Source organism: Natronoarchaeum rubrum, assembly GCF_024494695.1.
This window is the reverse complement of the sequence record NZ_JANHDP010000008.1, coordinates 102,466-128,308: the sequence shown is the minus strand read 5'-3', so window position 1 is coordinate 128,308 and position 25,843 is coordinate 102,466. Positions and strand designations below refer to the sequence as shown.

Here is a 25,843-nt window from a genome sequence, read left to right as displayed (position 1 = left end):
CGCCGCAGATCGAATCGCGCGAATTCACCCGCAATTTTTTGCGTGCAGACGCCGAAGTCGCGACTATGGCGACTGACGAGTCTGGCGTCGTCGGAACTGACGTACTCACGCTCCGGGGGGCTGCCGGCCCGGCCGTCGGCGCCCTCCTCGCGTGGCTGGCGATCGACGTCGTCGTCGACCCGGGCGGGTGGCCGGTGGGCGCGCTCGTCGCAGCCCTCGCGTTCCTCCCGCTCGTCGGCGTCGCGCTCCAGCGGAAAGCCGCGGGAGTCGCGTTCGGTGCGTGCGGTGCGGCCCTCGCGCTTTCGGCGCTGGCGGTCGTTCGCGGCGGGGCGCCATCGGCGCCGCTGCTCGCGGTGATGGCGCTGTGTGGCGCGTTTCTGGTCGGGTTCGGCTACGCGCTCAGCGATCCGACCGGGTCAGCCGCGCCCTGACTGCCGAAGTTCCAGCTTCTTCGAGCGGATCGACAGCGAGAGATACGTCGCCAACAGCGTGAGCAGCACCGCACCCGCGGCGACGACGTCTAACGCCGTCGCGCCGAGCCACATCTCTGCCGAGCGCGGTCTCGGGATGACCGTGTGGTGAGGCTCTCCGACGACGGGGATGAAGAAGTCGACGACCAGATCGAGCCCGTACCACGCGACGGCGACGCCGACCGCCTTCGGGGGGAAGTCGCTGATCCGGTAGATCACGAACGCCTGAACGACCATCGACAGGTGACTGAAGAAGAGAAACAGGTACATCCCGATAAACTGGTAGGCGAGATACCGATCGGCGAACACCAGCAGAACGAACGGCGTCCAGAAGCCGAGGATCAGGTTGCCGAAGAACGCCAGCGCGTTGAGCCACTCCCGCGAGTTGCCGCGTGCCCACGAGGCAAAGGCCCCGGCGGCCAGCAGCGTCGCGGCGGGGCTGTCGGGCACCCACGGCCACATGACGATCGGCGTGTCGAGCAACTGGCCCGTCTCGAACGCGTAGAACCAGAAGCCGAAGGCCGTCCCGACGAGGTTGATCGCGACGACGAGCCACACGTTCCGGAGTCCCAGATCCTCGACGGCGTCGGGGACCGGCGCGAGGTAGGCGGGCAACCTGTCGCGCTCGGGAAGTTCTCGCATCGTCACAGAAGTCTTCCGAGGCGACCAAAACGGTAGCGGTTCCGGCCGGAGCGGCCGATGCCATCGGGCAGCACGCCGCTTGCGGTCCGAGGACGGCGTCGCGGAAAATACTTCACTGTCGACACGAACCGGTAGGTATCATGATGAGCCTCGGCCAGAAGTTCGTCGCCCTCCTCACGATCGTGGGCCTCAACGTCGTGGTGCTGGCCTTTCTGAGTTGGCTGTTCGTCTTCCTCTCGATGTTCGTCTCCGTCCCGATGGCGATGGCGATCCTTCGGCACTAGCACCGTCGATCGACGGCTTCGTCCGCTCTACCCTCCTTTTGTCGGGGGTTTGGACGAGTGAAGCAAAGGAACCCGTTAAGTGTGGCCGGTCCTAACCGCGCGGTATGGCAGCAGAGACGGATCTCGAAGATCTCAAGCGCGGCACGGACCTCGTCAAGCGCGGCTTCGCCCGGATGCAGAAGGGCGGCGTGATCATGGACGTCGTGAACCGCGAGCAGGCCCGGATCGCCGAGGACGTCGGCGCGGTCGCGGTGATGTCCCTGGAAGCGGTGCCGGCGGACATCCGCAAGCGCGGCGGCGTCGCGCGGATGGCCGACCCGGCCGATGTCGAGGCGATCATCGACGAGGTGTCGATCCCGGTGATGGGCAAGTCCCGGATCGGCCACACCAAGGAGGCTCAGATCATCGAGGCGACCGGCGTCGACATGATCGACGAGTCGGAGGTCCTGACGCCCGCCGACGACCGCTACCACATCGACAAGCGCGAGTTCACCGCCCCGTTCGTCTGCGGCGCGCGCAACCTCGGCGAGGCGCTCCGCCGGATCGACGAGGGCGCGGCGATGATCCGCACCAAAGGCGAGGCCGGTACCGGCGACGTCAACCAGGCGGTCCACCACCAGCGCAACATCAAGGGCTCGATCCGCAAACTCGAGGGGATGACCCACCAGGAGCGCGAGAAGTGGGCCCGCGAGCACGAGGCGCCCGCCGAACTGGTCCACGAGACCGCCGAGATGGGTCGCCTGCCGGTCGTGAACTTCGCGGCCGGCGGCATCGCGACGCCGGCCGACGCCGCGCTGATGATGCACCACGGCTGCGACGGCATCTTCGTCGGCTCGGGCATCTTCGGCGCCGAGGACCCCGAGGCGATGGGCACCGCGATCGTCGAGGCCGTCAACAACTGGGACGATCCCGACGCGCTCGCCGAGATCAGCAAGGACATCGGCTCGGGGATGCGCGGCGACGCCAACGCCGACCTTCCCGAAGAAGAAAAGCTGCAGGGTCGCGGCGTCTGAGCGGCGCTGACTGATCGCACTCGTTCGGGGTTAGACACCTGGCCGGCTCTTTTGTGGTTCGCAGATGTCGTTTCGAGCGATGGCTTCGCGCGCCCGATTCTCAACTCTGATACCTATTTTCACGTGTTAACAATGGTCGGTAGCTTAAATAGTGTCCGCGGAGTACACCCACTGTGAGCACCATGGACATTTCTGACATCGCGTCACAGCAGTTCGCCGAAGTTGATGTCGAGACGAGACTGGGCAAGGTGCGTTCGCTGTTCGACGAGGAGAACCCGAAAGGGATCATCGTCACCCGCGACGGCGAGTACGCGGGCGTGGTCGGCGAGCGCGACTTGCTCCAGTCCCACGTCGAGGACGACGCGAAGGTCGGGTCCCACATCAAGCCGAGCCGGAACGATCCGGCTCCCAAGATCCAGCGGACCGAGAACATCCGCGACGTCGCTCGCAAGCTCGTGGAGGGCGGCACGAAGGTCGCTCCGGTGTTCGAGGACGGAACGCTGTGGGGCATCATCACGGCCGACGCCATCCTCGACTCGGTGATCGAGAACCTCGACGCGCTGACCGTCGAGCAGATCTACACCGACTCGGTGATCACGGTCAGCGAGGACGACGGCATCGGCAAAGCGATCAATCGGCTCCGAGAGCACGGCGTCTCCCGGCTACCGGTGGTCAACGAGAACGGCTACCTCTCTGGTGTCGTCACGACCCACGACATCAGCGAGATCGCCGTCCGCAAGAGCCAGCGCCAGACGACCGGCGACCGATCGGGGGACGCGAGCAAGATCATGGACGTCCCCGTCTACGACGCGATGTCCAGCCCCGTCGGAACGACGACCCTCGACGCGACGGTTCAGGAGGCCGTCCGGCAGATGCTCGACGACGACTACGGCGGCCTCGTCGTGACGCCGGAGGGCGACGACAGGACCGTCACGGGCGTCCTCACGAAGACCGACGTGCTCCGGGCGCTGTCGTACACCGAAGAGGAGACGATGGACGTCCAGATTACCAACATCCGGCTGCTGGACACGATCAGCCGGCAGGACGTGCGCGACGCCATCACGCAGGTCGCGGACAAGTACCGGAAGATGCAGGTCCAACACGTCCACGTGCGGTTCCACAAGCACAAGGAGAAACTCCGCGGGACGCCGCTGATCCAGGCCCAGATCCGGATGCGGACCAACAAGGGCCAGATGGCCGGCTCGGGCGAAGGGTACGGCGCCGACAACGCGTTCCACGTCGCGCTCGACAAGCTGGAGCGTAACGTCCTCGAACGGAAGGGGATGATCAGCGACGAGGAACACCGCGGCCAGCTGCTCCGGAAGCTCGGCGAGCTGTAAGGGGTCGTCGGCCTGCGGTCGACGCCGTCCCGGCCGCCGGTTTCAGCGCTCTTATTCTGTTTCGGCCTTGTTGAAACCCTTACTGAGAATCATAACGAGTGAGTAGCGTAAGGGATAATGGATGACCTCCCGAAATCCCAGCTTCTCCAATTCACCGAACGTGCGATGGTGTTGGCTCGTCGTGCAGTAACTCGGTTCTCGACACGCTATTCACGGAAGCGATTCACGCTCCGCCAACACGTGGTGTTGCTCTGTCTGAAAGTGAAGAAGACCGCTACGTACCGTGGCTTCGTTGACGAACTCATCGAAATGCCTCGCATTCGTGACGCTCTCGATCTGGAGTCGATCCCGGCCCCCTCGACGCTCTGTAAAGCCTTCGACCGCTTGAAGATGGCTGTCTGGCGGGTTCTCCTGAACGTCTCACTCACAGATTTGCCGGTCAACGGTATCGCGGGTATCGATGCCTCCGGGTTTGAACGGGCACATGCATCAACACACTACACGAAGCGAACGAACCTCACCATCCAGCAGCTGAAGACGACGCTACTGGTCAATACGGCGACCAATGCCGTTCTCGACATTCACGTGACGACGACACGAAAACACGACACGCAGATTGCGCCCCAGGTGGTGAAACGGAATGCGGACTCGATCGGGGTATTGACTGGTGACAACGGATACGACGACCAGAACCTCCGTCAACTCACCCGTGATCACGGCATTCGGCCACTTATCAAGCACCGAGCGTTCTCGTCACCCCACAAGGCATGGAATGCGCGGCTGGATAGCGACCTCTACCATCGACGGAATATGAACGAGACAGTCACTGAGACGATCAAACAGAAGCACGGTGCATTCGTGCGGTCACGTCGCTGGTGGAAACAGTTCCGCGAACTCGCCATCAAGTGCGTCGTTCACAACATCGAACGAACACTCTCGGTGTCCCGTCCAGTGTAGTGACGGAGATCAGTGGCTGGAGATGGTCTGAAACCACAACCAACAGGTGGCCGTTCACACCGGTTCAGGCTCAGACGACTCGTAGATTTGAATCCAGCCGTCACTCCTGACTTTGACGAGATACTCGGTGTAGCGAAATTCGACAGTGCCAGTTCCCTGCCGAGCTCCTTCGTCAGTATCCAAGCCGAAGAATGTCTGTTCAATCCCAGCTACGTCAACAGAGTCGTACAACGGCGGGGTTTTCATCTCGTTCGGGGAGACATCCTCAGCCTCGGCGAGAGCAAACACGATTGCTGTCGTGAGGTCACCGTCTCGGTCAGGCTCATAGAGTCGTTGTGCGACTTGTTGCCAGTTCGTCTCGTGGTTGAGGGCCGGATCGTCGGCACTCCCGGTGCCGCCGTTATCGCTCTCCGTCATCCATGTCACCCCGTGCGTGTGTTTCTTGAATGCTGTCGAGACTTGCTCCCATGCCGTTGAGCGCTGTCAAGACGTGGTCGGCGTTCTCGGCGGCAGTGATCATCTCAGACGCGTCATCGAAGGTGATGATGCCCTCATCAACTAACTTCGGGACATGTGCGTGATAGAGCGAGACGTATACCCGTTCTCGTTGGTCGTTGGTGACCGCATGCTTGGGGATGTCGTTCTCCCATGCGGCGAGTTTCGTCGCCAGATCAGTCAGCGTCCATTGCGTATCTTCAAGCAGTGTATAACAGAGGTATCGACGCCGCGGATGACCCAGTGCCTCGTAGACGTGATCTAACTCCAGTAGCTCTTGCGGCGGGGGTCGGGTCCCAGTCGGTTGCCTCTCCGAACCGGTATCGACTTCGTCATCCCTCCTCGGTTCATCAGCCATAATACTGTCTGAGTGGTTTGCTGGCTACTAAACTCCACCGCCAGTCAGTCATGCTACATCAACAAGAAAGGAGAACATGTCCCCGGATGAGGGTTTCAACAGCGCCTCTATTTCGGATCGAAACGGCCGCATGAGCGTCATCGCGGAGTTTTCGGTCGCGTCGGAGGATTTCGCCTTGCACCACTCCTTGACGGCGGCGCCGGAGATGGTCGTCGAGATCGAGCAGGTCGTCGCGACGATGGAGGATCGGGTGATGCCGTACTTCTGGGTCACCGGCGGCGACCAGTCGAAGTTCGAGGCGGCGTTCCGCGACGACGGGACCGTGACCGACGTCACGGCGGTCGACGAGACCGAGGACGCCAAGCTGTACCGCGCCCAGTGGACCGACAACGTCGAGACGATCGTGTACGCATACGTCGAGATCGGTGCGACGATCCTCGACGCGCTGGGCAGAAACGAGGGGAGGAAGCTGCGGATACGCTTCGACGACCGGGAGAAGCTCTCCGAGTTCCGCGAGTACTGCGACGTCCACGGGATCGTCTTCGAGCTCAACCAGATCACCGAGCAGGAACAGCCCATGGCGAGCGCGCAGTACGACATGACGCCGAAACAGCGCGAGACGCTGGTGAAGGCGCTCGAAGCGGGGTACTACGATGTTCCACAGGAGGTGACCATGAGCGAACTCGCCGACGAACTGGACATCTCACAGCAGGCGCTCTCGAAGCGGTTCCACACGGGGCATCGCAACCTGGTCAAGAGCACGCTGACGATGAGCCACCCGGACGACGAGGAATCCAAGACCTGACTCCGCTGCCTCGGTGGTTGTCAATACAACGATCCTCCTCATCCGCGTGGGACAGTTACGGAGCGTATGGTTGGGACCGAGACGGACGCCGCCGCAATAGCGCCGCTCGCAGACGAACGCCGCCGCACCGTCCTCCGTCGCCTTCGAGAGTACGGGATGCCGATGACGCTGGCCGACCTGGCCGACGAGGTTGTCGGCAGCGAGAACGACGAGCCCCGCCCGGGCCGATCGTGCGATGAGGTAGCGCGCGTCGCCGCCAGGCTGCACCACGTCGACCTCCCGAAATTAGCGGAGGCCGGATTCCTGTCGTACGACCTGCGGACGAACGTCGTCAGGCTCTCCGAGCGGGGCGAGACGTTCGACCGCGAGCCGATCTCGGCGGTGACGCCGTAGTTCGGCGGCGCCCCGGTCCCGTCTGTTCGGAAACTCCCGCTCGGTCACCGCGCCGGATCTTCGACCGCGACGCAGCCCTCGTCGGTGATCCGGAACTGCGCGGTCTCGCCGGCGGGTTTCGCGCGGTGTTTCTCCAGCGTCGCCTTCCGGTTGCCGCCCCGGTAGCGATCGACCCGCAGCACCGTCCCGGTCCAGTGTTCGAGCGTGTGCCCGCCCAGCGCGCGCGTCTGGTCGCTGTCGGGATCCGAAAAGACCTGGTTGGTGACGACCACCGCGAGGTCGTGCTTGCGCGCCAGCGAGAGCAGGTGGGTCACCTGGCTGGCGACCTGCCGCAGGGCGTCGCCCGCGTTGGCGTCGGCGGTGCGTTCGAGCCGGTAGAATCCGGTCGCGCTGTCGACGACGATCAGGTCGGCGTCGGCCGCGAACTCCTCGGCGTCCCGCACGGCCTCGGCCTGCTCCTCGAAGTCGTGGGCGCTCTCGACGACGACGCGGCCGGCCGCGGCCGACACCGCCTCCTCGTCCTCGCCGACCCGCGCCTCCAGCAGTTGCTCGAAGCGGTCGACCGAGATCCCCTCGGTGTCGACGTACACCGCGCGCCCGCCGCCGGCGGCCACCTCGACCGCGGCGCCGAGCGCGAGGTTGGTCTTGCCCGCCGCGGGCTGGCCGTACACCTGGGTGACGGTCCCGCGCTCGAACCCGCCGCCCAGAAGCTCGTCGACCGGCCCGCATCCCGTCGAAATCGGCTCGCTCGCGTTCACGGCCGACGGTTGGGCCGTTCCCCGCAAAAACTCCCCGGTATGGGCGCTTGACGCCGCCGGGGCCGCGGCGCGACGGCCGGCCGGGCGTCAGCGTCGTGGCCGCACCCGGTCCGACCCGCGGCGCAACGGCGTCCCGACGCCACCCGGCGGTCGGGCCGTCGTCTTAAGAGTTAACACGGACCGACGCCAACTGCCGGACAGTGATCGTCGTCGCGACCGAGGACTTCGAGGTGTACCACGGCGTCGTCAACGAGCTGCGGGACCGCGGCGTCCAGTTTACCACCGTCGAACCGGACGACGAGCTGCCCGATGCGACCGGCGTCGTGATCACGGGCCCCGACGAGGCGTTCGCCGAGCGCGAGGACGCAGCGGCGTTCGACACGGTGGCGGCCGACCCCGAGAGCCCCCGACGAGCCGTCGAGGCCGCGATGGCACTGCTCCGCGAGGAGGGCGGTCGGATCGTCGTCGGCGTCGACCCGGGGACCAAGCCCGGCGTCGCCGTGATGGCCGGGGAGATGGTGATCGGCGCGTTTCACGTCCCGCTGGAGGACACGCCCGAGGTCGTCCGCCGAGAGGTCGCCGACGCCGAGAACCCGGTGGTACGGGTCGGCGACGGCGCCCGCCTGGAGAGCGCTCGGATCGTCGACGCGCTCGACGACGTCCGCGTCGAACTCGTCGACGAGACCGGGACGACGCCGTACCTCGGCACGGGCGCCCGCGGCATGGGCGACGTGCTCGCGGCGGTCAACATCGCCCGACTCGACGGCGAAGTGATCGAGAGCCGGGAGATCGAACCGACCGACGGCGAGCTGCAGGTGATCAAAAACAGGTCGCGGGAGCGCTCCTCGGAGAACCGGACGATCGACGAGGAACTCGCCCGCCGGGTCGCGACCGGCGACCTGACGCTCGACGAAGCGATCGAGGAACACGGCGATCGGTGACGGCCCGGTCGGCAGTTCGGGGCCGGTGACGGCTCGGTCGGCGGCCGGTGATGGCCCAGTCGTCGATCCGGATTCGGCGTCGCACGCACGGTTCGATGTTCCTCAGGCCGCCTGTCCGCCGTCCGGCTCGACGTAGATCTTCCCGATGTCCGGGTTCAGCTCTTTGATCCGCGCTTCCAGCTCGTCGATCCGCCGCTCGACCGTCTCTGCGTCGAGTCCCTCCTCGAACGCGACGTCGGCGGTGACAAGCACCTCCTCGGGCCCGAAGTACACCGTCCGCAGACCGACGATCGAGGCGACGCCGTCGGTCTCCTCGATCGCCGCGCGGAGCTTCTGCTCTTCGTCGGTCGGCAGGCTCTCGCCGAGGATCAGGCGCTTGTTCTCCCAGGCCAGCGCCAGCGCGAAGCCCATCAGCATGATGCCGATCAGCAGCGCCGCCGAGGCGTCGAAAATGTAGTTGCCGGTCCAGCGCGTGAGGAAGATCCCCGCGAGCGCGAGCCCCAGGCCCGCCAGCGCGATGGTGTCTTCGGTCAGCGCGGTCAGCAGCGTCGTCCGGCTGGTCTTGCGGAACGCCTCGACGTAGCCGCTGTAGCCTTTCTCCTCGATCTCGGCTTTCATCGCCGCCCTGGCTTTGATCAGCGCGTACGTCTCGAAGACGATCGCGCCGAGCAGGACAGCGTAGTTGATGTAGACACCGGGGATCTCCGCGGCGATCACCGGGATCGTCGCGGACCCTTCCGCCGCCGTGGTCTCGCCGTGCATCACGGCCTCGTAGCCGTGCTTCGCGCTCTCCCAGCCCGCGATGCCGAACAGGAACACGCTGACGAGGAAGCTGTAGAAGAACTGCGCCTTCCCGTACCCGAAGGGATGCTCGCGGTCCCGTTCCTGTCCCCCGTACCGGATGCCGATCAGCAGGAACACCTGGTTCCCGGTGTCGGAGATCGAGTGGTACGTCTCGGCGAGCATCGCCGGGCTCTGCGTGAGAAGAAACCCGAGAAACTTCAGGATCGCAATCGCGCCGTTCGCGAACAGCGCCGCGAGAACGACGGACTTGCTGTTTCCGGCCATTGGATCGTCTTTCGACAGGTGACAAAAAAGTGTACCGGGAGCGACCGTCGCGCCGGGTCGCCGTTTGCCGCCCCTCGGTTCCGAACTTCCGTGCCGCCGCCGCTGGTCAGTCCGCGTTCGACGCGCTCCGCCGGAGCGTCCGCCGGCCCGTTCGCGTCTCGACTTCGCGGGTGTTGCAGGTCGTACACCGGTACTCGACGAGCTTGGATGTCTCGTCGTCGAGGTGCATCCGCTCGCCGCACCGCGGGCAGTCGGGAATCATAAACGATGATAGATGCTGGTGGCAAATAACGCTTTCCGCACCCGATCGGATCCCGGAGAACCGCGAAATCTCCGGCGAACCGCCGCAACGTCGGCTTCGCCCACGTGTTTTGGTTCAAGTCTTACCGCCCTCCGTGGCGTACTGGCGAGTGTCATTCCTTCGGCGGCCGGGCCTGGGGCGCCGATCATTCTTGTCGGCGTCGCACCCGACGCCGGAGCGACGCAGTACGAGCGTCGGACAGCGGTTGACGCATCTCGACTGAGCTCCCACCACGAGCGGCGCCGCCGTCGAACGATCCGGCGGCGATGTCTTCCCATTCGATGAACGAACCACACTGTTCCACCGCGACGAACGGACGGAAGCAGGCGTATCACTTCTTCCAAGCGCAGTACGTCCCCGACGCCTCTGCAGTTGACGCAGTTCGGGCCGCGCTGCAGATCGACCGACGAGGACTCGCTGACAGATGAGCACGCAAAACGCGACGCTTCTCGACAGCATCACCGGACTGGCCGAGCAGTACGGCCTGGCGTTCGTGATGGTCGCAAGCTACTTCGGGTCGGGATCGGTGTACATCGCGAGCCAGGCGGGCGTGATGCACGGATACACCCTGCTGTGGGCCGTCGTCGGCGCCGCGCTGCTGGGGTTCATGGCTCAGGACATGAGCGCCCGGCTGGGCATCCACGGCGAGTCGCTGATGGTGTTCGTCCGCGAGAAGCTCGGACGCCCCCTGGCCGTGACGATCGCGCTGTTCCTCTCGATCGGCTGCGTCGCCTGGACCGTCGGGCTGGTCGCGGCCGTCGGCGCCGGCGTCTCGTTCCTGCTGGGCGGCGCCGTCGCCTGGCAGCCGATCGCCGTCGTGACGACGATCGCCGCGATCGCGGTCGGACTGCTGCACTACGACACCGTCGAGAACATCATGATCGGGATGATGCTTTCGCTGCTGGTCGTGTACGTCATCGTCGCGCTCCCGAGCAGCCCCGCCGCCGGGGAGCTCACGATGGGGTTCGTCCCGACGATGGACTCGTTCGGCGCGCTGGCGGTGGCCGCCGGACTGCTCGGGACGACGGCGCTGTGGCCGAACTTCTTCCTCGAGTCGATCCTCGTCGGCCAGAAGGGGTGGACCGAACAGAGCGACCTGCCTGCCGCACGCCGCGACCTCTCGGTCGGGTACGCGGTCGGCGGGATCACGACCGTCGCGATCCTGATCGCCTCGGCGGCGCTGCTGCGCCCGATGGGCTACACGTCCCTGGAGACGTTCCTCACGCCGGGTAAGGCGCTCGTCGAGGTGCTCGGCACCTGGGCGATGGTGCTGTTCGTCGGCGGCGTGATCGCCGCCGCGTTCAACAGCATCATTCCGATCATGTGGACGCCGGCGTACATCATCCCGCAGGCCGCCGGCGTCGACGTCGAGAAGGGCGATCGGCTCTTCTCGCTCGTCTTCGCGGGCCTGACCGGGATCGGCGTCCTCTCGCCGGTCGTCAGCGCCGTGCTCGACCTGACGGTCGTCGACATGGTGATCCTGTTCCCGACGTACAACGGCATCTTCGCGCTGCCGGTCGCCGCCACCCTGCTGTTCTGGGCGGTCAACGACCGCGAGACGATGGGCGAACACCGCAACAGCCGCTGGCTGAATCTGGTCAACGCCGTGCTGGTGCTACTCGCGATCGTGCTCGCGGTGCTGGCAGTCGAGAAGTTTGTCGGCCTCATCACCGGCGGCGGATTCTAGGGTGGTACTCTCGCTAGCCCTGATCGCGGCGCTCGTCGCGATCGCGCTCGTCGCCGGCGTCGGCATCACGACGATCGGACCGGGCGGCATCTTCGTGACGGTCGCGCTGTATGCCCTCACGCCGCTGTCGTCCGCCGAGGTGGCCGGGACGGCCCATGCCACGTTCATCGTGACCGGCCTCGTCGGAACGGTCGCGTACGCGCGTTCCGGCGAACTGCTCGACGGTGGCGGACGCGGGATGGCCGCGATCCTCAGTTCGGCGAGCGTGGTCGGCGCGCTGGCCGGCGCGGCGCTCAACAGCTACGTCTCACGGAACCTGTTCGGAATCCTGCTCGGCGCCGTCGCGGGACTGACGGGCGCAACCCTGCTGTACCGGGAGTGGCGCGAACTCGAACCGATCGTCTCGGTCGACGCGTCGACTCGCGACGGGCAGGCCGCGCTCGGCACGCTCGGGTTCGGCCTCGGCGTCGCCAGCGGTCTGGTCGGCGTCGGCGGGCCGGTGCTGGCGGTCCCCGCGCTGGTCGTGCTCGGCGTGCCGATCCTGCTGGCGCTCGGCGTCGCGCAGGTACAGTCGATCTTCATCTCCGGGTTCGCGACCGCGGGATACTTCGCGCAGGGGGCCGTGTCGGTGCCGTACGCCGTGCTCGTCGGCGTTCCGCAGGTCGCTGGCGTCGTCGTGGGATGGTCGATCGCCCACCGCGTCGACCCCGCCCGGTTGAAGATCGTGCTGGGCGCTATCCTCGTCGGCGTCGGCGGCTATCTGATCGCGTAACGTCCCTCAGAAGCGAGTCGGGTGCGCCGAGTTACGACTCGTCGTCGCGGTGCTCTCCGCCGTCATCGTCGTCGGTCGTCTCGTCGGCGGTCGTCGCCTCGTCCTCGCCGGGATCCCCGTCGTCGGTCTCCTCGGCGATCTCTTCCTCGGGCGTGTCGGCCTTTTCGCCCGGCGTCGTGCGTTCGTCTTTGTCCTCGAGGCTCGCCACCTCCTCGTCTACCTCGGGGTCGTCCTCGGGCGTCGCCTCGGGTTCGGTCGAGTCGGTCTGCTCGGGGACGGAATCGGTCGAAGACGGGCCGGCGGCTTCGGCCGGCTCGTTGGCGACCGCCGCCTCCGAGATGCCGTCGTCCTCGCGGGCCTCGTCGGGCGTCGAACTACTCAGTTCGTCGGTCGAGGTGCCCGTCGCCTCGCCCTCGTCCATCCCGCCGCCGTTCTCGTCGTCCTGGTTCTCGAACGTGATCGTTTCCCCCTCGTTCAGTCCCGTGGGCGACGTCCCGTCGGCATCCGAGCGTTGACGCTGCGCAATCCCGAGCGCGATCCCGGCCGCGCCGAGCGCCCCGTGGAACGCCGCGCGCCGCGAATTCGTTCCCAGCGCCCGGAGCGCCCGCACCAGCGACAGGCCGCCGACTGCGATGGCCGCGGTGCCGCCGGTGACGTGCTTTCGAACGAACGATGCCTCCTCCTCGCTCCCGGTCGTCGCGTCCGCCGGCTCCTCGCCGGTCTGGCTGTCGTGACTCGTCATAGATATCATCGGTCGAACCGCCGGTCCCGCGAGACGCTACGACGCCGCGGCGGATAAAAACCGGGCTGCGGTGGGCTCTCACGGCGCCCCCACACGACTCAGAGCCGGTAGAGACGGACCGAGAAGAACTCGCGGACCGCATCAGCGAGCGCGTCTTCGGGATCGCCCGTCGCGCCGACGGCGTCGGTCGCCGCGGCGTCGACGTCGAGCCGGTCGATCGCCGCGGCGTCGCCCAGCAGGTACAGCCGGTCGGCCTCGCGCTCGGCGATCCGTTCGCGGCACTTCCCGAGGTGCTCGTCGATCTGCTCGTCGCGCAGGCGCTCGAAGCGTCCCTGCGAGAACCCGCCTTTCGAGTGGTCGCTCTTGACGCCGCTGCGAAAGCCCGAGACGGAGCGGCGCTCGCGCCCGTCGTACTCGCCGAGCGCGAACAGGTCGGCCCGTACCAGCGCGACGGCGTACCGGCCGGTCGGGCGGAACCACTCGCGGTCGAGCTCGACGCCGTCGCTCCACATCGCGAACGGTTCGGGCGCGACCGGCACGTCCAGCGCGGCCGAGACGACGCCGGCGTCGTCGGTGACTGCGAGGCACGGCGCCGCGCGGGCGACCAGCGGCGCCCGCTCGCCGAACGCATCGCGGACGGCCTCGGAGGGGGCGCCGTCGACCATCGCAGTCATGATCCCCTCGGGATCGGTCTCGACGCTTTCGAGTCGGTTGAGCACGGCGTCGACGCGCGGGCCCCGCAACTCCTCGACGCCGCGGAACTCGATCCCGTCGTCGGCGTCGTCCCGGCGATCGAGGGCGTCCTCGAGCTGTTCGATCTTGTCTTCGAGCCGGTTGACCCGCTCCTGGGCGTCCTGTCGGTCGCTGACGGCGTCGGCGCGGCGCTCCTGCTCGGCCTCCAGTTGCGCGCGGAGACTCTCCCGTTCGTCTTCCAACTCGGAGACGCGCTCCTTGAGCGATGCGCGTCCGAGCAACCTGTCCAGCATGGTTCGACGACGTTTCGGGCCGCACTTCTAGGTTCCGGGCGACTCTCTTTCAGCGGCGAACGTCCCGCCAGTTCGCGGCGGTCGGTCCGCGGAGCGTTCGCCGATTCGCGGCGTTATCGCGCCACTACTGGACCGTGCCCGTGAGTGACGACTGTTTTCTAAAAATGAATGCGGCAGAACATGATGGTGAGGCGGCGGGGCTATCTACCCGCCCGCAGCCGGAGGGCCGCGTATTAGGCCTGTACCGTACGGCGATTGGATACCAGTCAATGGATGCTCGATCGGGACTTCGGTCGCCGTACGGTACCCAGCGCAGTGCTGGTACCGAACGTACTGGCTTGAGAAATATAAATTCACGTATGCTATCGGTAATTGCTGTTGGCAATGTTATATTTTTGAAGTAATTGTTCGTATCAAATATGTGCGAGTGGCGGGCACCCACCCGCCCACAGGGAACTCCTGCGTATTACCCTCGATATGCCAACGGATCGACGAGCGGCAGCGTCCAGGCCACCGCGAAGTAATAATTCGTGCAACTGACTAAAAATCTTGCCATCGTGTGATGTGAATGTTCGTCCTTCGCTCGGAGACCGGGAGATACGATCGGGGATGGATCGCCCGCCGAGCAGGCGTTGCCCGTCCTCGACTCGGCGTCGCAATCGCTTCGGTAGCGTCGCACCCGCCGACCCCAACCGAAGCGTAAGCCTCACCGGAGAGACGGCTAGCGCTACAGGGGGATCGGGCTGCGAACAGCACACAGACCCCGGAAACCCTTCGATCGAATCGCCCGCCTGCACGGGTGTGACTACCGAGTGCGCAATCACTCGGTTTCGAGAGCGGTTTCTACGGGCGGAGATGATTTTGTAAAATGCCGTATCAGCGCCGACAGCGGGCGCTACGGCAATAGTTTGACAACGTCAAAAATCGGGATGGACTCGCCGGGATTTGAACCCGGGGCCTACACCTTGCGAAGGTGTCGATCTACCACTGATCTACGAGCCCGCAGCAACAGATGTTAACTCGGGATGGCTATTTCAGGCTTGCGTTTCGGCGAACGAGCGCGACTCGTTCGCACGGGTCAGTACTCGGGCATCGGCGGCGCGTCCGGCTCGGACGTGCTCGGCCGTAGCAGGTTCGCCTGTCCGGCCAGCAGCCCGAGCAGGAAGCCGAAGAAGTGCGCTGCCAGTGCGATCCCGGGAGCGGCCGTCGCGAGCGTCACGAGCGCCGCGGCGACGAGAAACAGCAGGAGCTGCCAGCGCGGATCGAGGCCGATCCGGTCGAGGATGCCCCCGGTGAGCCGGTTGCCCGTCAGCACGTAGCCGAACAGCGCGAACACGGCGCCGCTGGCGCCGAGTACCGGCACCGCTCGTGGGACGACCCCCGCCTGAACCAACAGCTGAGTGAACAGCACTTGAAACGCCCCGGCGGCCGCGCCCGTCAGGACAAAAAAGGTGTGGAACCGCCAGCGCGTCGTGTAGCGTTCGAGCGCGAAGCCGACGATCGCCAGCGCGACGGCGTTCGAGAGGAGGTGGCCCAGCCCGGTCGGATCGTGTGCGTACACGCTCGTCACGAGCGTCCACGGTCGTACTTCCAGCGGTACCGCGAGGTAAAACAGCGCGAACTCCAGCACCGGGGCGACGACTCTGAGCGCCTGCTGCACGACGAACACGACGGCGAACGCGGCGAGCGTCTCGGCCGTCGGACTGGAACGCATGGCCCGAGCTACGCCGTCAAGTCACAAAAAGAATAGGTGAAACGTGAGTCGAGCGAGATCGGTTCCGGACCGGTGCAGTCGCTACAGGAGTAGCGAAAACGACGAACCGCCGAAATCGTCCCGAGTTAGTCCTCGAGGACGATCTCGATGCTGACGTCGTTGGGGACCTGGATCCGCATGAGCTGGCGCAGCGCGCGCTCGTCGGCGTCCAGATCGATCAGGCGCTTGTGGACGCGCATCTCCCAGTGCTCCCAGGTGGCCGTCCCCTCGCCGTCGGGGGACTTCCGCGCGGGAACTTCCAGCGTCTTGGTCGGGAGCGGGATCGGTCCCGACAGTGCGACGCCGGTCTTGTCCGCGATTTCGCGGACGTCCTCGGTGATGTCGTCGAGGTCCTCGGGGTTGGTCCCCGCGAGGCGGACGCGTGCCTGCTGCATCTTAGCTCTCGTCGACGCTCAGCACCTTGCCGGCCGCGATGGTCTGGCCCATGTCACGGATGGCGAAGGAGCCGAGCTCCGGAATCTCGGAGGACGGCTCGATGCTGAGGGGTTTTTGCGGACGCACGGTGACGACCGCGGCGTCGCCCGACTGGATGAAGTCGGGGTTCTCCTCGGCGACCTCGCCGGAGGACGGGTCCATCTTCTTGTCGATGGACTCGATCGTACAGGCGACCTGTGCGGTGTGGGCGTGGAAGACCGGCGTGTAACCGGACGTGATCACGCTGGGGTGCTGCATGACGACGATCTGGGCCTGGAACGTCTCGGCGACCGACGGCGGGTCGTCGGCGGGGCCACAGACGTCGCCGCGGCGGATGTCGTCCTTACCGATGCCGCGGACGTTGAATCCGACGTTGTCACCGGGCTCGGCCTTGGGCACCTCTTCGTGGTGCATCTCGACCGTCTTGACCTCGCCGCCCACGTCGCTGGGCTGGAAGGATACATTGTCGCCGGTGTTCAGGATGCCGGTCTCGACGCGGCCGACCGGGACCGTACCGATGCCGGAGATCGTGTAGACGTCCTGGATCGGGAGTCGGAGCGGCGCGTCCGTCGGCGGCTCCGGGGGCTTGAGACCGTTGAGGGCCTCGAGCAGGATCTCGCCGTCGTACCAGGGCGTGTTGTCGGACTCCTCGGCGATGTTGTCGCCCTCGAAGGCCGAAATCGGGATGAAGGAGGCGTCGTCCGTGTTGAACTGAACCTGCTTGAACAGGTCCTCGACCTCGGAGACGACCTGCTTGTAGTCGGACTCGTTGTAGTCGACGAGGTCCATCTTGTTGACGCCGACGATCAGCTCGTCGATACCCAGCGTACGAGCCAGGAAGACGTGCTCCTGGGTCTGGGGTGCGACGCCGTCGTCTGCGGCGACGACGAGGACGGCGTTGTCGGCCTGGGACGCGCCCGTGATCATGTTCTTCACGAAGTCGCGGTGGCCGGGACAGTCGACGATGGTGAAGTCGTACGCGTCCGTGCTGAACTCCTGGTGGGCGATGTCAATGGTGACACCGCGCTCTCGCTCCTCAGCCAGGTTGTCCATGACGTAGGCGAACTCGAAGCCGCCCTTGCCCTTCTCCTCGGCTTCTTCCTTGTGCTGTTCGATGACGTGCTCGGGGACCGATCCTGTCTCGTACAGGAGTCGCCCGACCAGCGTGCTCTTACCGTGGTCCACGTGGCCGATGATGGCCAGATTCTGGTGTTGTTCGTCGCTCATTTGTATCTCACGCGCAGAGGCGCTATATCCGTCTCTTTGCCGCGAGGCGGTTAAAACCATTTCGATACGGCACTCACCCGATCTCGGCGCCTTCTTGCGGTTTGTGTGTCTCTCACACGACCGAGGGGAGTTCGGTCGTACCGCAACGAGGTTGAGATCGGTAAATGACCAACTGATTTTGTCGTCCCGATTGCGGTGGCGCGCGCTGTCGAGTCCCTGTGACGAGACAGCAGCGCGTGAGGGACGAGCGAAGGAGCAGCGTGACTGAGCGAGTCGGCTGGGGAGGACGAGGTTGCGGTGGGCGGGAATGAAAGGGGCCGTTGCGCTCGACGTTGGCGGGCGCAGCAAGGACCGCAACGACCAGAGGGAGTGAGGACCGCAGCAAGCCCCCCGAGTCGAGCGCAGCGGGGGCTTTCAGAGAGTCGCAGTCGGTAGCTATCGCTGTCGCTCCGAAGAACCCGACTGCTTCCCAAGCATCCGAAGAAACGACAACAGAACGAGAGCCCTATTCGAGCGGTGGGAGTCGCCCCACGTCAGCCAGTACCGCAGACGCCGTTTCCGGCCCACCGGCGCCCCGCCCGCTGACGTTCAGCTGGCCGGCGTGCTCGGTCTCGAACTGGACGATGTTGCGCGTCCCGGTGACCGACAGCGCGCCGTTCTGGGGCACCAGCCGCGGGCCGACCGTGACGCCGTCGGGCGTCGCCTCGCCGATCAGGCGCACCGTCCGGTTGTCCTCGCTGGCCAGATCCAGCGCCGTGCCGGGGATCTCCTCGATCCCTTCGACGTCGGCGTCCTCCAGGGAGTACACCCGGTCGCCCTGCGAGAGCACGTTCGAGAGGATAACGCACTTCAGCGCGGCGTCGGTGCCGTCGACGTCGAACGTCGGATCGGCCTCCGCGACGCCAAGGTCCTGGGCCTCCGCGAGGACGTGCTCGTAGTCCAGCCCTTCGGCGGCCATCCGCGAGAGAATGAAGTTAGCCGTTCCGTTCAGAACCCCGCGCGCGGCGGTGATCTGGCCGGCGCCGAAGTCCGAGATCGTCGAGAGAACCGGGATGGCGCCGCCGACGGTCGCCTCGAACAGCACCTCGCCCGCGCTGTCCTCCGCGAGATCCATCACGTCACCGTAGCGCTCGGCGACCGGCCCCTTGTTCGCCAGCACGACGTGACGGTCCCGCTCCAGCGCGGTTTCGACGTGACCGAAGCCGGGCTGGGCGTCGCCGAGCGTCGTCGGCGTCGCCTCGACGAGCGCGTCGTAGTCGGCCCCGAGCGCGTCGTCCGGATCTCCCGACCCGACCGCGCCCTCCGCGGACTTCCGGTCGAGCGCCGCGGCGACGTCGATGCCGCCGTCGTCGACGACCGCACTACTCGAATCGGCCAGCGCGACGACCTCGTGGCCGTATTCGTCGGCCAGTTCCGCGACAGAACTGCCCACCGCGCCGGAGCCGAGGATCGCGAGTTTCATCGGGATCCCTCCGCGGGGAGCTGAGGTTCGATCACGCGAATGTCCTTGTCCGCCGCGATCTCCCGGATCGTCCCGAGCACCTGATTGGCCCGGTCGGCCTCGGTGGCCAGCCGCACGCGGGCGCTGGAGACTTCCTCAGTCCCTTCGGGCGCAGACAGCGAGACGTCGACGACCGACGCCTGCGAGCAGCGCTGGAACCGCTGGAGGCTATCCGAGAGGTCCGTGTCGATCAGGTGGCCCACCAGAATCACCGTCAGCTCCTCGCTGTAGCGCTCCGCGCCGGCCTGGATCACGTTGATCCCGGCGTCTCGCAGCGCGCCGACGATGTCGTCGAACCGATCCGGCGGGGACTCAATGTCGACCTCGACGGGGATGTGGCCCCGCGGGGTGAGATTCCCGCGCTCGTGGAAGATCGACAGCAGGTTGCCGCCGCGATCCGCGATCGGCTGCAACGCGTTGAGCAGTTCGCCCGGCTCGTCGACGAGTTCGAGCCGGATCGTGTACGCCTGCAGGTCCTCGCCGCCGTCGGTCGTGGGCGCGTCCTGGTCTCCGTCGTCGCTCATGCGCGCCCGAACACCTCCGGCGTCCGTCCGGCGTCCGTGGTCATACCCATCCCTGACGGGCAGGAGGTATATGAATTCGGTTATCTGGTCGTCGCCCCGCCCCGTCGTTCGTCGCTCCTGACGGCGGTCGCGACCGGTCAGTCGTCGCTCTCGATGGCGTTCTCGACGCCGTCTTCGACCGCCTCGCTGTCGACGCTGACGCCCTCCCAGTCGTGGTCCGCGTGGTATCCCTCGCGCTCCTTGGCGCTGGCGGCGACGCGGACGAACTCTGCGTTCTCGCGCGCGCCGGTGATCGTGTGCCCGCCGCAGTAGGACAGCCCCGACCGGATGCCGGCGCAGAACTCCGAGACGACGTCCGCGACCGGCCCCTTGTACGGCGTCAGCGACTCGACGCCCTCGTCGGCCGCGACGTTTTCTTCCTTGTCGTCGCGCTTCTCGGCGGCGGCGGTCGTCGCCATTCCACGAGCTCGCTTGTATCGATCCCCCTCGACCTCGACCGTCGCGCCGGGCGCCTCCGCGGTCCCCGCAAACAGGCTCCCGAGCATCACGGTGTCGGCGCCCGCCATCAGCGCCTTCACCGCGTCGCCGGAGGTGCGGATGCCGCCGTCGGCGCAGATCGTCACGCCCGCCTCGTCGGCGGCGTCCGCGCAGTCGTCGACCGCCGTCAGCTGCGGGACGCCCGCGCCGGCGACTTTCCGGGTGGTGCAGTGCGATCCGGGGCCGATGCCGACCTTCACGCAGTCGGCGCCGGCGGCCGCGAGATCCTCGACGCCTGCCGGCGTGGCGACGTTGCCCGCGACGAGGTCGGTGTCGGGGAACGTCTCGGCGAGCGCCGCGACGGCGTCGAGCGATCGCTCCATGTGGCCGTGGGCGACGTCGACGACCAGCGCGTCGACGCCCGCCTCGACCAGCGCCTCGCTGCGCGCGACGTAGTCCTCGTCGATGCCGACCGCGGCGCCGACCTGTTCTCCCTCCTCCACTACTTGTTCGACCTGGGCGGCCTGCTCGTCGGGTTCGAGAAAACGGTGCAGGACGCCGATGCCGCCGGCGCGCGACAGTTCGATCGCCAGTTCGGACTCCGTGACGGTGTCCATAGCGGCCGAAACGAGCGGATTCTCCAGCTCGACGTTCGGCGTCAGCGTCGTCGAGAGGTCGACGTCGCTGCGGCTGTCGACCGCCGAGCGCTTCGGCACGAGGAGAACGTCACCGTAGCTCAGACCGGTGCGTACGTCGTTCATAACCCCTCGTCGGTGGTGGACGCGGAGGCAAAAGCCTCACGGTCGAGAGTCGATGGCGTAGCTGCTCCGCTACACGATGACGAAAAAGCGGAGAGAAAGAACAGCAAAAACCGGAACGACCGCAGTTAGATGTAGTCGATCGCTTCGGCGAGTTCGAGCTTCATCCCCTTGCGCTCCCGGATCTCCATGATCTGGTCGCGCTGGAGGTTGTCGGCCATGACCTGGAAGCCGGCGTTCTCCGTGTTCCAGGAGGCGCGACCCTCGGTGGCCGAGCGGATGTCGCTCGCGAACCCGATCATCTCCTCGACGGGCGCGACGCCCTCGACGACCATCAGGTCGCCTTCCTGGTACATGTCGTCGACGCGGCCACGGCGACCCTGGATCTCGCCGGACGCCGAGCCCATGTAGTCGTTGGGCACGTCGATCCGGACGTCCTGGATCGGCTCGAGCAGCTTGATGTCGGCGTCGATCAGCGCGTTGTGGACGGCGTTCCGGACCGCGGGGATGACCTGTGCGGGACCGCGGTGGATCGTGTCCTCGTGGAGCTTGGCGTCGTGGAGGCGCAGCAGCGTCCCCTGGACCGGCTCGGCGGCCAGCGGACCGTCATCGAGCGCGTCCTCGAGGCCCTCGATGACGAGTTCCATCGTCTCGTTGAGGTGCTGGATACCCTTCGTGTCGTCGATCAGGACGTTGGTCCCGTGGATGTGCTCGACGTTCTGGGAGGTGTCCTTGTCCATGCCGGCGTCCTGGAGCACTTCGCGGCGCTCCTGCTCGGGCATGTCCATCGACGCTTCGCCCATCTTGATCGTCTCGACCAACTCCTCGCTGAGCGGGTGGACCGTGATGTAGAAGCGGTTGTGGCGGTTCGGCGAGATGCCCTCGACCTCGCGCGATTCGGTCTGGGGCGCCTCGCGGAACACGACGATCGGTTCGCCGGTGTTGATCGGGATGCCCTGGTTGCGCTCGATGCGCTGCCCGATCACTTCGAGGTGGAGCTCGCCCTGCCCGGAGATCAGGTGCTCGCCGGTGTCCTCGTTGATCTCGATCTGGATCGTCGGGTCCTCCTTGGAGACCTGGCGGAGCGTCTCGATGAGCTTCGGCAGGTCGTCCATGTTCTTGGCCTCGACGGCTTTCGTGATGACGGGCTCGGAGATGTGCTCGATCGACTCGAACGGCGTCATCTCGACGCTCGACACCGTGGAGCCGGCGATGGCGTCTTTCAGGCCCGTGACGGCGGCGATGTTACCGGCGGGAACGCGATCCACTTCCTCGCGCTCGCCGCCCATGTAGATGCCGACGCTCTGGACGCGGTTCTTGCCCGCAGTCCCCGATACGTACAGCTCCTGGCCCTTCTCCAGCGTCCCGGAGAAGACGCGGCCCGCCGCGATCTCGCCGGCGTGGGGGTCGACACCGATGTCGGTGACCATCAGGACGACCTCGCCGTCCTCGTCGACCAGCCGCATCGTGTCGGCCAGCTCGGAGTCCTCGTCGCCGCGCCAGATGCGCGGGATACGACGGGGCTGAGCGTCGACGGGGTTCGGGAAGTGCTCACAGACCATGTCGAGCACGACGTCCGACAGCGGCGTGCGCTCGTGGAGTTCCTGGCGCTTGTCGGCGCGCTCGAGTTCCATGATCTCGCCGAAGTCCATCCCGGTGCGCTGCATCGACGGGAACGAGACGCCCCACTTGTACAGGGCCGACCCGAAGCCGACGGTGCCGCCCTCGACGGAGACCGTCCAGTCGTCGTCGATGTCTTCCATCTCCTCGGTCATGCCGCGGATCAGCTCGTTGACCTCGCGGATCACCGAGAGCAGGCGCTCCTGCATCTCCTCGGGGCCCTCCTGGAGCTCCGAGATGAGGCGGTCGACCTTGTTGATGAACAGAGTCGGCTTGACGCCCTCGCGGAGCGCCTGGCGCAGCACCGTCTCCGTCTGGGGCATGGCGCCCTCGACGGCGTCCACCACGACGAGCGCACCGTCGACGGCGCGCATCGCGCGGGTCACGTCGCCACCGAAGTCGACGTGGCCCGGTGTGTCGATGAGGTTGATGAGGTAGTCGGTGTCCTCGTACTCGTGGGTCATCGAGACGTTGGCCGCGTCGATCGTGATGCCCCGTTCCTGCTCGTCTTCCTCCGTGTCCATCGCGAGCTGCTCGCCCGCGGTGTCGTCGGAGATCATGCCGGCGCCGGCCAGCAGGTTGTCGGTCAGTGTCGTCTTGCCGTGGTCGACGTGTGCGGCGATGGCGATGTTCCGGATCTGCTCCGGCTCGTCCATCAGTCGCTCGCACTGTTCGACGATCTTCTTTCGTCTACCCATTACCGTGTCCTATCGCAAGCGGGGTCAAAAGGGTGCTGTTTCGTGATTGCCGAGCGTGTGAAGGGCTGACGAAGCTAATCGTACTGAAAGGATGGCCGGGAAGCCACGGATGCGCTTACGACGACCGTCGCGAACGGAGAAAGAGTTGCATTTCGCGGTCGCATCGCGATCGTCGTTCGACGAGTCGACCCTGCGACGCCCTCACACGGACACAAGAGTAATGCTCTCCGAAATCTTGCTAGAAGTAGTCATGGAACTGCACGTTCAGGGCCCCGGTCCGGCGGCTCCGTTTCTCAGCGCCCGGGACCTGTTCGAGACCGAACACGACCTCGAACTGCCGGTGACCGTTCGGATCAGGGAGAACCCCGACGAACGCACCTGGACCGGGCACGACGACGACGGCCACGTGCTGAACATCTCGCGACAGGCCGCGACCAGCGCGATGGCCCGCGAACTCGCGGTCCACGAGTTCGCCCACATGCTCCGGAACGAGGAAGAACACCCCTCGCACGTCCAGTCGACCGAGGAGGCGCTGTTCCTCGCGCTGGCCGGCGAGAGCGTCGAGCGTCACACGCTCACTCAGTGTTACCAGATCGCCAACCACATGAAGGACATCTACGCCGACGACATCACGCTCGCGCTGGGCCCGACCGACAAGCTGGTCGCCTTCTTCGAATCGTCGCTCGCGTCGGCGCTGTCGGACCGACCCGACGAGTCCGGCGACGGCACGGCGTGGGGGCTGTTCGGCGGTCGGGCTCCGGACGCCGCTCCGGATTCTGCATCCCGGCGACTCACCGCCGCGACCGATCCGGAGATCACGGCCGTCAACGCCGCCTTCGCGCTCGCGATGGTCGAGCGCCACGGGCTGGCCGACGCCGACCACCGGCTCTACGATCTCGCGCACGCGGCCGCACGGGACGCGCCAGCGATCGACTCCGAGGCGTTCAAGCGGCGGTTCAAAAACTTACAGCGCAATCCCGATCCCAGCGACTACCGGAAGGAACTGGTCGACGCCACGCGGGCGTTCGCGGCGGGCAGCGGCCGGGCGGCCGACTGATCGCGGACGCCGCTGTCGAGACTGGTGAGGGCGCGAATCCCGGTACAGCCGCGGCTGGTCGAACTGTGAACCGAGAGAAGAACGAAGAGATTACCGCGCGGCGGCTGCGACGCGCTCTTTCTCTTCCTTCTGGCTGACGGCGTACGTGTTGACGTCGTCGTTGGCGGCGCCGATCAGCTGGCTGGCGAGCGCCTCCTCGACGTCGGTCGAGGTCTTGAACGAGGCGCCGTGGACGCCTTCGGCGATGAACTTCAGAGCCTGGTCGACGCGGCGCTGGGGCGCGACGTCGACGGCCTTGGGAACCGAGATCCCGCCGTACTTCAGGCGGACGGTCTCCTCGCGCGGCGCGGCGTTCTCGACGGCCTGGACGAGCACCTGGATGGGGTTCTCGTCGGTGCGCTCGTTGATGATGTCGAACGCATCGCGCGTGACGTTCAGCGTCTTCTGCTTCTTGCCGGTGTTCTCGTCGGTCTGCATCAGGCGGTTGATGAGCCGCTCGACGATGGAGATCTCCGACTTCTGGAACTGCTTCGAGGCGTGTCGGCCCATCGTGTGGGCGACCGGCGTGATCGTGATGTACCGCTCGGTGCTGGGATCGCTGAACTGGATGCCCGTGACTTCCCACTCGCCGAACAGCTTGGCGACCGCGTCGTCGACTTCCGCTTCGGCGGGCTCTTCCTGTTCGGATTGATCTTCTGCCGCCATGGTTATCTGACGGGTTTCTCCGCGTTCCCGCGGACGAGCTCGATCAGGCTGACGCCGTTGACCTTCTCGACTTTGTAGTTGACGCCCGAGAGGTCGCCCATCGCGCGACCCTTCGCGCCGCCGATTCCGGCGATGGTGACCTCGTCGTGCTCGTCGATGAAGGAAATGGCGCCGTCACCGGGACAGAACGCGGTGACCTGCTTGCCGTTCTTGATCAGCTGGACCCGGACGCACTTCCGGATCGCGGAGTTGGGCTGCTTCGCCTCGATGCCCACCTTCTCCAGGACGATACCTCGACCCTGCGGAGCGCCCTCCAGGGGGTCGGACTGCTCGCCGAGACCGCGCTCGCGTCGCGCGTACTCCGAGTCGGACCACCGGTGACTCTGGCGGTCCTTCTTGAGTTTCCGCGCGGCGTATTTGCCGTTCGCCATAGTACCAGCGTCTATCCCACGGAGCCACTTAAGCGTCCCCTTTTGCGATGCGGAGTTACGGCCACAGCACGCTTGAGGGGGTGCGATAAAGCGATCTGAGAGCGTTTCGCAGCTCCACACGACCGTCGTAGCGCGCCGATACGGTGCTGTTCGTCGCGCAGCGGCGGCCTCGTGAGAAAACAGTCGACCCGATCAGGTCAGTTGTACGTCGTCGACGTCGAAGTGGCGCTCCGCGAGCGCCCGCGCGGCGTCGATGTTCTTGCCGTCCGAGCCGATGGCGACGCCGGTGTCTTCGTCGGCGACTTCGGCGTAGGCGACCGTGTCGTCGTTCTCGCTGATGGTCACGTTGTACACCGCAGCGGGCGCGAGCGCGTTCGCGACGAAGTCCTCGGCGGTGTCGGCATCCTCGACGAGCTTGACGTCCTTGCCGATCCGTTCCTCCGCGCGCTGGACGTTCTGTCCGCCGGGTCCGATCGCCTGTCCCATGTCGCCGGTCGCGACCAGCACGATGACGCGCTCGTACTCCTCGTCGACGACGCAGTCGCGGGCCGCGGCGCCGGTCACGTCCTCGAAGGCGACGAGATACTGCCGGGCCTCGTCCGAGAGTGTGACCGTCATGGTTCGGCGCTCGGAGCGGTACTCATG

Annotated in this window: 29 protein-coding genes and 1 tRNA gene; 11 read left to right on the top strand and 19 right to left on the bottom strand. The window is 66.1% G+C overall.

The genetic code is table 11. The annotated features are described in order from the left end of the window. The first annotated feature begins 65 nt into the window (after positions 1-65). Entirely contained in the window at positions 66-431 is a 366-nt protein-coding gene (locus tag NO931_RS18735; RefSeq protein ID WP_256393887.1) for a hypothetical protein, read from the top strand. On the opposite strand, the gene NO931_RS18730 is transcribed toward NO931_RS18735, so the two are convergent. Then, entirely contained in the window at positions 417-1,112 is a 696-nt protein-coding gene (locus tag NO931_RS18730; protein WP_256393886.1) for a DUF1405 domain-containing protein, read from the bottom strand. The genes NO931_RS18735 and NO931_RS18730 overlap by 15 nt on opposite strands. A gap of 140 nt (positions 1,113-1,252) precedes the next feature. On the opposite strand from NO931_RS18730, the gene NO931_RS18725 reads away from it, so the two are divergent. The 4 genes from NO931_RS18725 (at position 1,253) to NO931_RS18710 (ending at position 4,706) form a co-directional block, all read left to right on the top strand. Further along, the gene (locus NO931_RS18725; RefSeq protein ID WP_256393885.1) at positions 1,253-1,396 is read left to right on the top strand and encodes a hypothetical protein; all 144 of its coding nucleotides are present in this window, start codon (positions 1,253-1,255) and stop codon (positions 1,394-1,396) included. Between the two features lie 104 nt (positions 1,397-1,500). Next, positions 1,501-2,409 carry a pyridoxal 5'-phosphate synthase lyase subunit PdxS gene (pdxS, locus tag NO931_RS18720; RefSeq protein ID WP_256393884.1) on the top strand — a complete coding sequence of 303 codons (909 nt, stop codon included), beginning with the start codon at positions 1,501-1,503 and terminating at the stop codon, positions 2,407-2,409. Positions 2,410-2,591: 182 nt separating this feature from the next. Further along, positions 2,592-3,749, top strand: a complete 1,158-nt coding sequence (locus tag NO931_RS18715) for a CBS domain-containing protein (RefSeq protein ID WP_256394029.1) — start codon at positions 2,592-2,594, stop codon at positions 3,747-3,749. A gap of 117 nt (positions 3,750-3,866) precedes the next feature. Beyond that, positions 3,867-4,706 carry an IS5 family transposase gene (locus tag NO931_RS18710; protein ID WP_256393883.1) on the top strand — a complete coding sequence of 280 codons (840 nt, stop codon included), beginning with the start codon at positions 3,867-3,869 and terminating at the stop codon, positions 4,704-4,706. Between the two features lie 54 nt (positions 4,707-4,760). Here the strand turns inward: NO931_RS18710 and NO931_RS18705 are convergent, their stop codons facing one another. Continuing rightward, positions 4,761-5,123, bottom strand: a complete 363-nt coding sequence (locus tag NO931_RS18705) for a HalOD1 output domain-containing protein (RefSeq protein ID WP_256393882.1) — start codon at positions 5,121-5,123, stop codon at positions 4,761-4,763. After that, entirely contained in the window at positions 5,107-5,559 is a 453-nt protein-coding gene (locus tag NO931_RS18700) for a DUF7344 domain-containing protein (protein ID WP_256393881.1), read from the bottom strand. Before NO931_RS18700 ends, NO931_RS18705 begins: the two co-directional genes overlap by 17 nt. 130 nt (positions 5,560-5,689) lie before the next feature. Here NO931_RS18700 and NO931_RS18695 point away from each other — a divergent pair, with 130 nt between their 5' ends. Then, entirely contained in the window at positions 5,690-6,364 is a 675-nt protein-coding gene (locus tag NO931_RS18695; protein ID WP_256393880.1) for a helix-turn-helix domain-containing protein, read from the top strand. Positions 6,365-6,430: 66 nt separating this feature from the next. After that, on the top strand, positions 6,431-6,757 hold the full coding sequence (locus NO931_RS18690; RefSeq protein WP_256393879.1) for a DUF7344 domain-containing protein: 327 nt from the start codon (positions 6,431-6,433) through the stop codon (positions 6,755-6,757). 44 nt (positions 6,758-6,801) lie between these two features. Here NO931_RS18690 and radB read toward each other — a convergent pair whose 3' ends face one another. After that, positions 6,802-7,515 carry a DNA repair and recombination protein RadB gene (radB, locus tag NO931_RS18685; RefSeq protein ID WP_256393878.1) on the bottom strand — a complete coding sequence of 238 codons (714 nt, stop codon included), beginning with the start codon at positions 7,513-7,515 and terminating at the stop codon, positions 6,802-6,804. A gap of 200 nt (positions 7,516-7,715) precedes the next feature. Between radB and NO931_RS18680 the strand changes: the two genes are divergently transcribed. Beyond that, complete coding sequence (locus tag NO931_RS18680; protein WP_256393877.1) at positions 7,716-8,456, top strand: hypothetical protein; 741 nt, start codon at positions 7,716-7,718, stop codon at positions 8,454-8,456. Between the two features lie 102 nt (positions 8,457-8,558). Here the strand turns inward: NO931_RS18680 and NO931_RS18675 are convergent, their stop codons facing one another. Both NO931_RS18675 and NO931_RS18670 read right to left on the bottom strand, forming a co-directional pair. Next, complete coding sequence (locus tag NO931_RS18675) at positions 8,559-9,524, bottom strand: cation diffusion facilitator family transporter (RefSeq protein WP_256393876.1); 966 nt, start codon at positions 9,522-9,524, stop codon at positions 8,559-8,561. A gap of 106 nt (positions 9,525-9,630) precedes the next feature. Next, positions 9,631-9,786 (bottom strand): hypothetical protein, encoded by a 156-nt coding sequence (locus NO931_RS18670; protein ID WP_256393875.1) that lies wholly within the window; start codon positions 9,784-9,786, stop codon positions 9,631-9,633. 463 nt (positions 9,787-10,249) lie between these two features. On the opposite strand from NO931_RS18670, the gene NO931_RS18665 reads away from it, so the two are divergent. Both NO931_RS18665 and NO931_RS18660 read left to right on the top strand, forming a co-directional pair. Then, entirely contained in the window at positions 10,250-11,512 is a 1,263-nt protein-coding gene (locus NO931_RS18665; RefSeq protein ID WP_256393874.1) for an NRAMP family divalent metal transporter, read from the top strand. Between the two features lies 1 nt (position 11,513). Then, positions 11,514-12,284 carry a sulfite exporter TauE/SafE family protein gene (locus tag NO931_RS18660; protein ID WP_256393873.1) on the top strand — a complete coding sequence of 257 codons (771 nt, stop codon included), beginning with the start codon at positions 11,514-11,516 and terminating at the stop codon, positions 12,282-12,284. A 31-nt stretch (positions 12,285-12,315) separates the two neighbouring features. Here NO931_RS18660 and NO931_RS18655 read toward each other — a convergent pair whose 3' ends face one another. From NO931_RS18655 to NO931_RS18610, 10 genes are all read right to left on the bottom strand, one after another. Then, on the bottom strand, positions 12,316-13,026 hold the full coding sequence (locus tag NO931_RS18655; RefSeq protein WP_256393872.1) for a prolipoprotein diacylglyceryl transferase: 711 nt from the start codon (positions 13,024-13,026) through the stop codon (positions 12,316-12,318). Between the two features lie 98 nt (positions 13,027-13,124). Continuing rightward, the gene (locus NO931_RS18650) at positions 13,125-14,012 is read right to left on the bottom strand and encodes a Vms1/Ankzf1 family peptidyl-tRNA hydrolase (protein ID WP_256393871.1); all 888 of its coding nucleotides are present in this window, start codon (positions 14,010-14,012) and stop codon (positions 13,125-13,127) included. 930 nt (positions 14,013-14,942) lie between these two features. Then, a tRNA-Ala gene (locus NO931_RS18645) sits at positions 14,943-15,014 on the bottom strand. A gap of 76 nt (positions 15,015-15,090) precedes the next feature. Continuing rightward, on the bottom strand, positions 15,091-15,726 hold the full coding sequence (locus tag NO931_RS18640; protein WP_256393870.1) for a rhomboid family intramembrane serine protease: 636 nt from the start codon (positions 15,724-15,726) through the stop codon (positions 15,091-15,093). Between the two features lie 125 nt (positions 15,727-15,851). Beyond that, positions 15,852-16,160: a 30S ribosomal protein S10 gene (gene rpsJ / locus NO931_RS18635; protein WP_256393869.1), complete on the bottom strand. Its 309-nt coding sequence runs from the start codon at positions 16,158-16,160 to the stop codon at positions 15,852-15,854. A 1-nt stretch (position 16,161) separates the two neighbouring features. Further along, positions 16,162-17,427, bottom strand: a complete 1,266-nt coding sequence (tuf, locus tag NO931_RS18630; RefSeq protein ID WP_256393868.1) for a translation elongation factor EF-1 subunit alpha — start codon at positions 17,425-17,427, stop codon at positions 16,162-16,164. Between the two features lie 505 nt (positions 17,428-17,932). Continuing rightward, positions 17,933-18,889, bottom strand: a complete 957-nt coding sequence (locus NO931_RS18625) for a homoserine dehydrogenase (RefSeq protein WP_256393867.1) — start codon at positions 18,887-18,889, stop codon at positions 17,933-17,935. After that, a complete protein-coding gene (locus NO931_RS18620) occupies positions 18,886-19,452 on the bottom strand; it encodes an amino acid-binding protein (protein WP_256393866.1) in 567 nt (188 codons plus the stop codon). The genes NO931_RS18625 and NO931_RS18620 overlap by 4 nt, the downstream gene beginning before the upstream one ends. Before the next feature lie 137 nt (positions 19,453-19,589). After that, a complete protein-coding gene (locus NO931_RS18615) occupies positions 19,590-20,690 on the bottom strand; it encodes a guanosine monophosphate reductase (protein ID WP_256393865.1) in 1,101 nt (366 codons plus the stop codon). 125 nt (positions 20,691-20,815) lie between these two features. Next, on the bottom strand, positions 20,816-23,005 hold the full coding sequence (locus NO931_RS18610) for an elongation factor EF-2 (RefSeq protein WP_256393864.1): 2,190 nt from the start codon (positions 23,003-23,005) through the stop codon (positions 20,816-20,818). A 250-nt stretch (positions 23,006-23,255) separates the two neighbouring features. Here NO931_RS18610 and NO931_RS18605 point away from each other — a divergent pair, with 250 nt between their 5' ends. Beyond that, positions 23,256-24,062: a DUF5781 family protein gene (locus NO931_RS18605; protein ID WP_256393863.1), complete on the top strand. Its 807-nt coding sequence runs from the start codon at positions 23,256-23,258 to the stop codon at positions 24,060-24,062. A gap of 90 nt (positions 24,063-24,152) precedes the next feature. On the opposite strand, the gene NO931_RS18600 is transcribed toward NO931_RS18605, so the two are convergent. From NO931_RS18600 to NO931_RS18590, 3 genes are all read right to left on the bottom strand, one after another. After that, complete coding sequence (locus NO931_RS18600; protein WP_256393862.1) at positions 24,153-24,767, bottom strand: 30S ribosomal protein S7; 615 nt, start codon at positions 24,765-24,767, stop codon at positions 24,153-24,155. A gap of 2 nt (positions 24,768-24,769) precedes the next feature. Further along, positions 24,770-25,198 carry a 30S ribosomal protein S12 gene (locus NO931_RS18595; protein ID WP_097008095.1) on the bottom strand — a complete coding sequence of 143 codons (429 nt, stop codon included), beginning with the start codon at positions 25,196-25,198 and terminating at the stop codon, positions 24,770-24,772. Positions 25,199-25,390: 192 nt separating this feature from the next. After that, a complete protein-coding gene (locus tag NO931_RS18590) occupies positions 25,391-25,816 on the bottom strand; it encodes a NusA-like transcription termination signal-binding factor (protein WP_256393861.1) in 426 nt (141 codons plus the stop codon). Between the last annotated feature and the right edge of the window lie 27 nt (positions 25,817-25,843).

Excerpts from the sequence above, each read along its gene's own strand:
- NO931_RS18600 (WP_256393862.1), bottom strand. The coding sequence starts at position 24,767 with ATGGCGGCAGAAGATCAATCCGAACAGGAAGAGCCCGCCGAAGCGGAA.
- NO931_RS18615 (WP_256393865.1), bottom strand. The coding sequence starts at position 20,690 with ATGAACGACGTACGCACCGGTCTGAGCTACGGTGACGTTCTCCTCGTG.
- NO931_RS18675 (WP_256393876.1), bottom strand. The coding sequence starts at position 9,524 with ATGGCCGGAAACAGCAAGTCCGTCGTTCTCGCGGCGCTGTTCGCGAAC.
- rpsJ (WP_256393869.1), bottom strand. The coding sequence starts at position 16,160 with ATGCAGCAGGCACGCGTCCGCCTCGCGGGGACCAACCCCGAGGACCTC.
- NO931_RS18700 (WP_256393881.1), bottom strand. The coding sequence starts at position 5,559 with ATGGCTGATGAACCGAGGAGGGATGACGAAGTCGATACCGGTTCGGAG.
- NO931_RS18625 (WP_256393867.1), bottom strand. The coding sequence starts at position 18,889 with ATGAAACTCGCGATCCTCGGCTCCGGCGCGGTGGGCAGTTCTGTCGCG.
- NO931_RS18620 (WP_256393866.1), bottom strand. The coding sequence starts at position 19,452 with ATGAGCGACGACGGAGACCAGGACGCGCCCACGACCGACGGCGGCGAG.
- NO931_RS18705 (WP_256393882.1), bottom strand. The coding sequence starts at position 5,123 with ATGACGGAGAGCGATAACGGCGGCACCGGGAGTGCCGACGATCCGGCC.
- NO931_RS18665 (WP_256393874.1), top strand. The coding sequence starts at position 10,250 with ATGAGCACGCAAAACGCGACGCTTCTCGACAGCATCACCGGACTGGCC.
- NO931_RS18715 (WP_256394029.1), top strand. The coding sequence starts at position 2,592 with ATGGACATTTCTGACATCGCGTCACAGCAGTTCGCCGAAGTTGATGTC.
- NO931_RS18595 (WP_097008095.1), bottom strand. The coding sequence starts at position 25,198 with ATGGCGAACGGCAAATACGCCGCGCGGAAACTCAAGAAGGACCGCCAG.
- NO931_RS18710 (WP_256393883.1), top strand. The coding sequence starts at position 3,867 with ATGGATGACCTCCCGAAATCCCAGCTTCTCCAATTCACCGAACGTGCG.
- NO931_RS18655 (WP_256393872.1), bottom strand. The coding sequence starts at position 13,026 with ATGACGAGTCACGACAGCCAGACCGGCGAGGAGCCGGCGGACGCGACG.
- NO931_RS18725 (WP_256393885.1), top strand. The coding sequence starts at position 1,253 with ATGATGAGCCTCGGCCAGAAGTTCGTCGCCCTCCTCACGATCGTGGGC.
- NO931_RS18670 (WP_256393875.1), bottom strand. The coding sequence starts at position 9,786 with ATGATTCCCGACTGCCCGCGGTGCGGCGAGCGGATGCACCTCGACGAC.
- NO931_RS18640 (WP_256393870.1), bottom strand. The coding sequence starts at position 15,726 with ATGCGTTCCAGTCCGACGGCCGAGACGCTCGCCGCGTTCGCCGTCGTG.
- NO931_RS18650 (WP_256393871.1), bottom strand. The coding sequence starts at position 14,012 with ATGCTGGACAGGTTGCTCGGACGCGCATCGCTCAAGGAGCGCGTCTCC.
- NO931_RS18605 (WP_256393863.1), top strand. The coding sequence starts at position 23,256 with ATGGAACTGCACGTTCAGGGCCCCGGTCCGGCGGCTCCGTTTCTCAGC.
- NO931_RS18590 (WP_256393861.1), bottom strand. The coding sequence starts at position 25,816 with ATGACGGTCACACTCTCGGACGAGGCCCGGCAGTATCTCGTCGCCTTC.
- NO931_RS18730 (WP_256393886.1), bottom strand. The coding sequence starts at position 1,112 with ATGCGAGAACTTCCCGAGCGCGACAGGTTGCCCGCCTACCTCGCGCCG.
- NO931_RS18690 (WP_256393879.1), top strand. The coding sequence starts at position 6,431 with ATGGTTGGGACCGAGACGGACGCCGCCGCAATAGCGCCGCTCGCAGAC.
- NO931_RS18695 (WP_256393880.1), top strand. The coding sequence starts at position 5,690 with ATGAGCGTCATCGCGGAGTTTTCGGTCGCGTCGGAGGATTTCGCCTTG.
- pdxS (WP_256393884.1), top strand. The coding sequence starts at position 1,501 with ATGGCAGCAGAGACGGATCTCGAAGATCTCAAGCGCGGCACGGACCTC.
- NO931_RS18610 (WP_256393864.1), bottom strand. The coding sequence starts at position 23,005 with ATGGGTAGACGAAAGAAGATCGTCGAACAGTGCGAGCGACTGATGGAC.
- NO931_RS18735 (WP_256393887.1), top strand. The coding sequence starts at position 66 with ATGGCGACTGACGAGTCTGGCGTCGTCGGAACTGACGTACTCACGCTC.
- tuf (WP_256393868.1), bottom strand. The coding sequence starts at position 17,427 with ATGAGCGACGAACAACACCAGAATCTGGCCATCATCGGCCACGTGGAC.